Source organism: Actinacidiphila sp. bgisy167, from assembly GCF_965342175.1.
In the GTDB taxonomy this organism is placed as follows: Bacteria; Actinomycetota; Actinomycetes; order Streptomycetales; family Streptomycetaceae; genus Actinacidiphila.
The window spans coordinates 1-7,236 of sequence record NZ_CBDRBL010000143.1; the positions used below are offsets into that span (position 1 = coordinate 1).

Here is a 7,236-nt window from a genome sequence, read left to right on the forward strand (position 1 = left end):
CCCCCCCCCCCCCCGGCCGGGCCGTGCTGCCGTCGACCTTCGCGCTGCCGGGCTCCGCCGGCCCGCCGCCCGGCGCCGCTCAGGAAGAGCGGCGGCTGCCCTCGTGAAGCGCCTCCAGCACGGCGGCCATCACCTCCGCGCCGTCCAGGGGGCGCGGCAGGGGGGCCCGCCGGGCCCGCGCCATGTCGTCGAAGCATGCGTCGCACACGCCGAGCGGGACATGGCGGATGCCGCAGTCGCGGACGGTGTCGTCCTCCCGCCCGCAGACATCGCACCCCGATGATGCCGCCATGTGTTCGATACTGCCTCGTTCCGGCGCTTCGCGACAGGGCGCGACCCGGGCGCGACAGATTGTGACGAGACGTCAGAAGAGGCGCGTCGAAGGAAATTTGTCTTCGGGACTGCTGGGACCTGAGGCTCCGGCGGCCCGCTCCGGGTCCGGCGGCGTCGCGGCAGCCGGCATCGCGCCCCCACCGGTCCGCGGCGGTCGCGCCCTCCCGCGGCCGCCGCGACCCGCTGAGGTGCTTGCGCGGCCGGAGGGCCGGGGCGAGGGTGGAAGGGAACGATTGAACGAACCTCGAACGGAGGTTCCCATGCGAGCGAGAAAGGCCGACCTCTACGCGCGGGATCTGCGGGAAGCGCGCTGGGTCAAGAGCAGCAAGAGCGGTTACCTGCCGGAGTGCGTCGAGGTGGCGGACATCGGCGACGGAGCCGTCGCCGTCCGTGATGCACAGAACAGGGACCTGCCGCCCCTGCGGTTCACCGCGCAGGAGTGGACGGCGTTCCGGGAAGGTGTGCGCGAGGGCGAGTTCGGCTAGCACCCGTGACGTCCCCCACGCTCGGCGGGCCGGTGGCGGCCCGCCGAGCGTCGTCACGCGTCCGGGACGTGTCCTGGCGTCGCCCCGCCGAGCGAGCGGCCTGCCGCCAGTGTGTCCCGATCCGAGGGTCGTGCGTCCCTTCCGCCTACGGCGCAGGACGAGCGCCGCGCTCGAGGATGGCTGCGACGGTACCGGGCGCCTTGCCCGGACGCCGAACGCAACCCGACACCTGTCAGGAGATCAGACGTGGCTGACATCATCGCGGACATCGAGGTGCCCGACACCCGGCTCGTCGCGGAAGCGACCGAGCTGGTGCGCAAGGCCGCCGATCCGGTCGTCTTCCACCACTCGCGCCGGGTCTACTTCTGGGCGTCGATGCGCGGCCGCAACCGCGGATGGGACTTCGACCCCGAGCTGCTGTACGTCGGCGCCCTCTTCCACGACCTCGGGCTGACCGACACCTACGCCCGTACCGACCAGCGCTTCGAGATCGACGGCGCCGACGAGGCCCGTCGCTTCCTGCTGGAGCAGGGCGTCGCGGAGGACCGCGCGCGCCTGGTGTGGGAGGCGATCGCCCTGCACACCACGCCGGAGATCCCGTGGCACATGGCGCCCGAGATCGCCCTGGTCACCTCGGGCGTCGAGGTCGACGTCCTCGGCATCGGATACGACGAGATCACCCCCGAGGAACGCGAGGCCGTCGTCGCCGTCCATCCGCGGCCCGACTTCAGGAACACCATTCTCAAGGAGTTCACCCGCGGCATCGCGCCCCGCCCCGACACCACGTTCGGCAACGTCAAGGCCGACGTCCTGGAGCGTTTCGTACCGGGCTTCGTGCGCGGCAACTTCGTGGACACCATCCTGCGGTCCCCCTGGGCGGAATAGCACGCGGAACGAGACGCGAGCAAGCGGGACGGGACGCGCGCGTCCGCGCGCGGCCCCCGTCCCGGCTAGGCCTTCCGTCCGGCGGCGCCCGGGGTGCCGGGGATGCCCCCGGGCCGGGTGGTGCGGAAGCGGTCGCGATAGGCGCCGGGGCTGATGCCGAGGCGGCGCCGGAAGGCGCGGCGCATCGTCTCCTCCGATCCGAAGCCGCTGCGCCGGGCGACCGTGTCGTGGGCGTCGTCGCCCGCTTCCAGCAGGGCCTGGGCCGCCTCGACGCGGATGCGTTCGACGTACTGCGCGGCGGTGCCGCCGGTCTCCGTGCGGAACAGCCGGGTCAGGTGGCGGGTGCTGACGCCGGCCCGGGCCGCCAGCGCGGGCAGGCTGTGGTCGCCGGAGGGGTCGGCGGCCACATGGTCGAGCACCCGGCGCAGCACCGAGTGGGCCGGCCGGCGCGGGCTCTGCCGCACGCTGAACTGCGACTGGCCACCGGGCCGGGCCATGAAGACGACCAGGAACTTGGCGGCTCTGCGGGCGATGTCCGGACCCAGGTCCGCCTCGACCAGGGAGAGCGTCAGGTCGATGCCCGCGCTGATGCCCGCGGAGGTGATGAAGCGGCCGTCCCGTACGAAGATCGCGTCGGAGTCGACCTCGACCTCGGGGTAGCGGGCGGCGAGGTCGTCGGCGAGCCGCCAGTGCGTGGCGGCCCGGCGACCGTCCAGCAGCCCGGTCGCGGCCAGCGGGAACGCGCCCGCGCACACCGACGCGACAGTGCGGGAGCGGTCCGCGAGGCGGGCGATGCCCGCCACGAGGGCGGTGTCCGCGACCGCGGCCCACCAGTCCGGGCGCCCGGGGATGACGAGCGTGTCGACCGGGAAGTCGACCTCGTCCAGCGCCAGGTCCGGCACCAGCCGCAGCCCCGCGGTCGTCGTCACCGGTCCGCCGTCCAGTGACACCGTCCCCGTCACATAGCGGGCGCCGTACTCGTTCGCCGCCGTGTACACATCCAGCGGACCCGTCACATCCATCAGCTGCAGCCCGTCGAACAGCACGACCAGCACCTGGTGCGGCGCCACGGCCGGGGCGGCACGGGATGTCACTGTCGTTCCTCCGTAGACGATGCGCGTCCGGCAGGTGCGGTGCGGACACCCCGGTGCGGGACGCCGGGCGGGCCTGTCCCTGCCCGGTCCGTCATTCTCGCCCATGCCCGCCCGGGTCTACGAGGCCGGGCTGGTGACCCCCGCGACGGGCCGCTGGAGCGGGGCGAGACGCCGCGTCGTCACCACGCGGCGGCCGCGCTCGTCGTCGTGGATGGAGGTGGACACGGCGAGCCGGCGCACGATCTCCAAACCGCGCCCGTGCTCGTCCGGCGGGGTGCTGTCGGCGCGGGCCCCGTCGTGGTGCGGGGCGTCGCCGCTGTCGGTGACGGTGATGACCAGAGCGTCGTCGTGCAGGCACAGCCGTATCGACATCTGGGCACGGCCGTGGCGGGCGGCGTTGGCGGCGAGTTCGTCGACGATCAGCTCGGCGGCGATGCGGTCCTCGGCGGACAGTCCCCACAGCCCCAGCAGTTCGGACGTGAAGTGCCGTGCGGCGCCCACGTAGGCGGCCTCGGCGGGTTGCACGAGTTCCGCCGAACGGGTGGGGATGGTGTCACCGCACATGACGTGTGGGCCCTTCGTCGATGAGGCCCGCGGTCCCGGCGATCGCGGGGCGCCCCACCGGCCACGCCGCCCCCCGTGCGGCACGCCGTGGACGTCGGCACCCCTTCCGGCCGCCGTGCCCGGCACCGCTGGTGTCCCCCCGCGTGGATAGCGTGGACGTGTGCGTCTTCTTGTGATGTCCGATACACACCTACCCAAACGTGCCAAAGAGCTTCCTGCCGAACTCCTGGACCGGATTCCCGAGGCCGACGCCGTCATCCACGCCGGCGACTGGGTCGACGTCGCGACCCTCGACCTGCTGCAGGAGAGGTCGCGCCGGGTGATCGGCGTGTACGGGAACAACGACGGCGACGAGCTGCGGGCGCGGCTGCCCGAGGTCGCCCGTGCCGAGCTCGGCGGGCTGCGCTTCGGCGTGGTGCACGACAGCGGCCCGGCGCAGGGACGCGAACGCCGCTGCGAGGAACGCTTCCCCGACCTCGACGTCCTGGTCTTCGGGCACAGCCACATCCCCTGGGACAGCTCGGCGCCGGGCGGGCTGCGGCTGCTCAACCCCGGTTCGCCGACGGACCGCAGGCGTCAGCCCTACTGCACGTACCTCACCGCTGTGGCCGCCGGGGGCGAGCTGACCGAGGTGCGGCTGCACACGCTGCCGCGGCGCTGACCCGGGCGGGGTCGCGTCGGCCCGGCGCGCGGGTCACTGCTCGAGTCGGTGCTCCGGTCAGCGCTCGAGCGCCGGGTCGCCGGCCGGACGGGCCGCGCCCGAGGGCTCGGAGACCCGGACCGGCCCGGGGGCCCCGGCCGTCCCGGCCGCGGGCTCCCGCCCCGCCGCCCCCGGGGCGGCGCCGACGGGCGGCAGCAGCGCCAGGACGGCCTGGCGGTGGCTGGGGGCGGCGTCCTCGTCGAAGGGGTCGGGGGTCGCCGGCACCTGCACCCGGAGCACCGGCCCCGAGCCCAGCCGCACATAGCCGCGGCCGGGCGGCACTTCCGCCGCGGACGTCGAGCACTGCGGCGCGCCGAGCACCGCCTGCGTCTGCTCCGCGGTGACCGCGCCCAGCAGCACCCGGGCCCTGGTCTGGGCGATGACCACCGGGGAGAGCGCCTCGGCCCCGTCGAGGTGGTCGGCCACCGCGACGGTCACCCCGGCCGCGCGCCCGTGCCGGAGCGGGACGTCCAGCAGCTCCTGCGGTTCGGGGCGGTTCTCGGCGTGCGCGAGCTGGCTGAGCACCGTCGGCCGGTCGACGAGGATCCACAGCGGGCGCCGTACGTCGTCCGGGGCGGTGCGGCCGGCCTGCCGGGCGCGGTTGACGGCGATCAGACGGCGCTCGGTCTCGTGCGCCGCCCACTCCAGGGTGGCCAGCGCTCCGGCGAGACCGCTCTCGACGGCCAGCACACCGGGCCGGCCGGTCAGGCACGCGTACTCTCCGGTGCCGCTGCCGTCGACGACCACGAGGTCGCCCTCGGGCAGGGCCTGGAGCGCGATCGAGCGCAGCAGCGTGGTGGTGCCCGTGCCGGGGTGCCCGAGGGCGAGCAGATGCGGCTCGGTGGAGCGCGGGCCGGTGCGCCACACCACCGGGGGCGCGTCCCTGACCTCCGCACCGTCCTCGACGGGGACGGTGCGCTGCACGGCCTCCGGGTCGGTGAAGCCGATCACGGTCTCGCCGGGGGAGGTGACGAAGCGCTGGGCGGCGATGTCCGTGGACAGCGGGGGGAGCGCGGTGAGGGTGAGGTGGTTCTCCTCCTCGTTCCACTCGAAGCGGTACTCGCGGCCGCGACCCGCCTTCGCCTGCAGCACATGCTCGACGCGGGCCCTGGCGGCGGCCTCGCCGTCGGTGAAGTAGGCCGGGTACCTCAGGCGCAGGCGGACGAGCCGCCCGTCCTCGAAAGCGTGGTCGCCGAAGGCGCCTTCCCAGCTGCCGTCGTGGGCGTAGAGCGGGCTGGGGTCGTCGGCGACGGACAGATACGGCACGAGGGCCTCGTACAGCGCGGTCAGCCGGTCGTTCTCGGCGCCGCTCGGCCCGGTCGCGAGGGGCGTGCGGTCCCGGCCCATCCAGCCGGCGGAGCCCATCAGGGCGGCGACCAGCAGGTAGGCGCCGTAGGGCAGCAGCGCCATGACGAGGAAGGCGGCTCCCACGGAGGCCAGCAGCGCCGGTCCGCGCCGGTCCTTGGGCGTGTCGCGCCACCAGTCGCGCGCCCAGCCGGCCTGACGGGCGAGGCCGCGCGCGATGACGAGGAGCGGGTGGAGGACGTCCGCGGTGCTGTCGACGGCGGCCCGCGCGAGCTCACGGCCGCGCGAGAGCGAGGGGCGGCTGCTCAGGAGGGCGGAAAGGGGGCGCCGGACCACGGGAGCTCCAGAGGATCGGGTGCGGGATGTGCGGCGGGGCGGGCGGGGCGGTCGGTGGACGAGGGGACGGCCCGGTGCGGAGCGGCGCCGGACCGCGGACCGGCCGCGCGGTACGGCGTGCGGTACGGCCGCTTTCGGCCGTGCCGTCAAGACGGTGTCACCGGGGCCGCGTCATCGAGCGCCCGCCTGCCGCGCGACGCGCGATGCCCGGAGTACGCTTCCCTGCCCGCGGCGTCCCAGGTCGAGGACGGCCCGGACGAGAACGGCCCGGTCGAGGACGCGTTCCCGCTCTGCCGTGCACTGCGCCGGCGCCTTCGGGACGAGGCGTGGGAGCCGTGAAGGCGCGGGACGCGCCCTTCGGGCGCCGTGGCCGTGTGGCGGTGGAACGGCTAGAACTTGATCCCGCCCAGGAGGCTCGCCAGGCTCGCCCCGCCGGCTTTGATGCTCGGGGCGATGGCGGTGCCCGCGAGGTAGAAGCCGAAGAGGGCGCAGACGAGCGCGTGGGACGCCTTGAGCCCGTCCTTGCGGAAGAACAGGAAGACGATGATGCCGAGCAGGACGACGCCTGAGATGGACAGGATCATGGGGGCTACTCCTGTGTGATGGGGACGGTCACCATGAGTGGTTCCAGAATGACATTCAGTAATATGTTCTGAAAAGAGGCGAATGGGTGATAAGTAACAGAATTCACTCCTTCGGCTCCGCTGAACGGTTTCCTGCGGGGGTGATCCTCGCCGGTCGTCCGGCGCGTCATGGGGCAGGCGCCGCCGATGGAGCAGGGAAGTCGCCCGTTCGAGTGAGCGACAGCGTCGGGCAGGGGCCACGGGCTCGCGGTCGGTGCATCGCCCTGCCGCGGCACGTACCGGGACGCGCCCGGCGAGCCCGGGGCGGCCGAGGCCGCTTAGGGTGGATCAGGAAGGCCCCGCCCGCGCACGGCGACCACTGGCTGTGAGGAACGATGAGCGAGCCGACCCCGCGGCACGACCCGGCCCACGACCCCGACGTCCTGCGACTCGCCGCCGAGCTCTTCGACCTCGCCCGCCGGGGCGGCACCGAGACCCTGGCGGCCTATGTGGACGCCGGTGTGCCGGCCGACCTCACCAACGACAAGGGCGACACCCTCGTGATGCTCGCCGCCTACCACGGCCACGCCGCCACCGTGGCCGCCCTCCTCCAGCGCGGTGCGGACCCCGACCGCGTCAACGACCGCGGCCAGACCCCACTGGCCGGAGCCGTCTTCAGAGGCGAGGACGAGGTCGTCCGCGTCCTCCTCGATGGCGGGGCCGACCCCGCGGCGGGCGCCCCCTCGGCCGTCGACACCGCCCGTATGTTCGGTAAGGACGCGCTCCTGGAACTCTTCGGCGCCGCATGACCCGCGGACGCGCCACGACGACGCCGTCCCCACGATGTGAAGAGAAGTGGACCCATGACGGAAACCGACAGCTGGGAAAATCCGCTGCGCGATCCGACCGACCGGCGGCTGCCGCGCATCGCGGGCCCGTCCGGGCTCGTGATCTTCGGTGTGACGGGGGAC

The 7,236-nt window shown here is 74.0% G+C and carries 9 protein-coding genes; 4 read left to right on the plus strand and 5 right to left on the minus strand.

Annotated features, from left to right (window positions below):
- Positions 1 to 79: 79 nt before the first annotated feature.
- Entirely contained in the window at positions 80 to 292 is a 213-nt protein-coding gene (locus tag ACRWND_RS29775) for a hypothetical protein (RefSeq protein WP_431954907.1), read from the minus strand.
- Between the two features lie 301 nt (positions 293 to 593).
- On the opposite strand from ACRWND_RS29775, the gene ACRWND_RS29780 reads away from it, so the two are divergent.
- Entirely contained in the window at positions 594 to 818 is a 225-nt protein-coding gene (locus ACRWND_RS29780) for a DUF397 domain-containing protein (protein WP_431954909.1), read from the plus strand.
- 246 nt (positions 819 to 1,064) lie between these two features.
- Positions 1,065 to 1,703, plus strand: coding sequence for an HD domain-containing protein (locus tag ACRWND_RS29785; RefSeq protein ID WP_431954911.1), 639 nt, complete (start codon positions 1,065 to 1,067; stop codon positions 1,701 to 1,703).
- Positions 1,704 to 1,768: 65 nt separating this feature from the next.
- Here the strand turns inward: ACRWND_RS29785 and ACRWND_RS29790 are convergent, their stop codons facing one another.
- On the minus strand, positions 1,769 to 2,797 hold the full coding sequence (locus tag ACRWND_RS29790) for a GlxA family transcriptional regulator (RefSeq protein WP_431954913.1): 1,029 nt from the start codon (positions 2,795 to 2,797) through the stop codon (positions 1,769 to 1,771).
- A gap of 117 nt (positions 2,798 to 2,914) precedes the next feature.
- Positions 2,915 to 3,361: an ATP-binding protein gene (locus ACRWND_RS29795; RefSeq protein ID WP_431954915.1), complete on the minus strand. Its 447-nt coding sequence runs from the start codon at positions 3,359 to 3,361 to the stop codon at positions 2,915 to 2,917.
- Positions 3,362 to 3,521: 160 nt separating this feature from the next.
- Here ACRWND_RS29795 and ACRWND_RS29800 point away from each other — a divergent pair, with 160 nt between their 5' ends.
- Positions 3,522 to 4,022, plus strand: coding sequence for a metallophosphoesterase family protein (locus ACRWND_RS29800; RefSeq protein WP_431954917.1), 501 nt, complete (start codon positions 3,522 to 3,524; stop codon positions 4,020 to 4,022).
- A 57-nt stretch (positions 4,023 to 4,079) separates the two neighbouring features.
- Here ACRWND_RS29800 and ACRWND_RS29805 read toward each other — a convergent pair whose 3' ends face one another.
- Positions 4,080 to 5,702, minus strand: coding sequence for a hypothetical protein (locus ACRWND_RS29805; RefSeq protein ID WP_431954919.1), 1,623 nt, complete (start codon positions 5,700 to 5,702; stop codon positions 4,080 to 4,082).
- 389 nt (positions 5,703 to 6,091) lie between these two features.
- Positions 6,092 to 6,286, minus strand: a complete 195-nt coding sequence (locus ACRWND_RS29810; RefSeq protein ID WP_018534760.1) for a hypothetical protein — start codon at positions 6,284 to 6,286, stop codon at positions 6,092 to 6,094.
- A gap of 374 nt (positions 6,287 to 6,660) precedes the next feature.
- Between ACRWND_RS29810 and ACRWND_RS29815 the strand changes: the two genes are divergently transcribed.
- On the plus strand, positions 6,661 to 7,074 hold the full coding sequence (locus tag ACRWND_RS29815) for an ankyrin repeat domain-containing protein (RefSeq protein WP_431954922.1): 414 nt from the start codon (positions 6,661 to 6,663) through the stop codon (positions 7,072 to 7,074).
- Positions 7,075 to 7,236 lie beyond the last annotated feature (162 nt).

What these genes read in the sequence shown, in the direction of transcription:
- ACRWND_RS29775 (WP_431954907.1), bottom strand. Translation starts at nt 292, where the DNA reads ATGGCGGCATCATCGGGGTGCGATGTCTGCGGGCGGGAGGACGACACC.
- ACRWND_RS29810 (WP_018534760.1), bottom strand. Translation starts at nt 6,286, where the DNA reads ATGATCCTGTCCATCTCAGGCGTCGTCCTGCTCGGCATCATCGTCTTC.
- ACRWND_RS29815 (WP_431954922.1), top strand. Translation starts at nt 6,661, where the DNA reads ATGAGCGAGCCGACCCCGCGGCACGACCCGGCCCACGACCCCGACGTC.
- ACRWND_RS29795 (WP_431954915.1), bottom strand. Translation starts at nt 3,361, where the DNA reads ATGTGCGGTGACACCATCCCCACCCGTTCGGCGGAACTCGTGCAACCC.
- ACRWND_RS29780 (WP_431954909.1), top strand. Translation starts at nt 594, where the DNA reads ATGCGAGCGAGAAAGGCCGACCTCTACGCGCGGGATCTGCGGGAAGCG.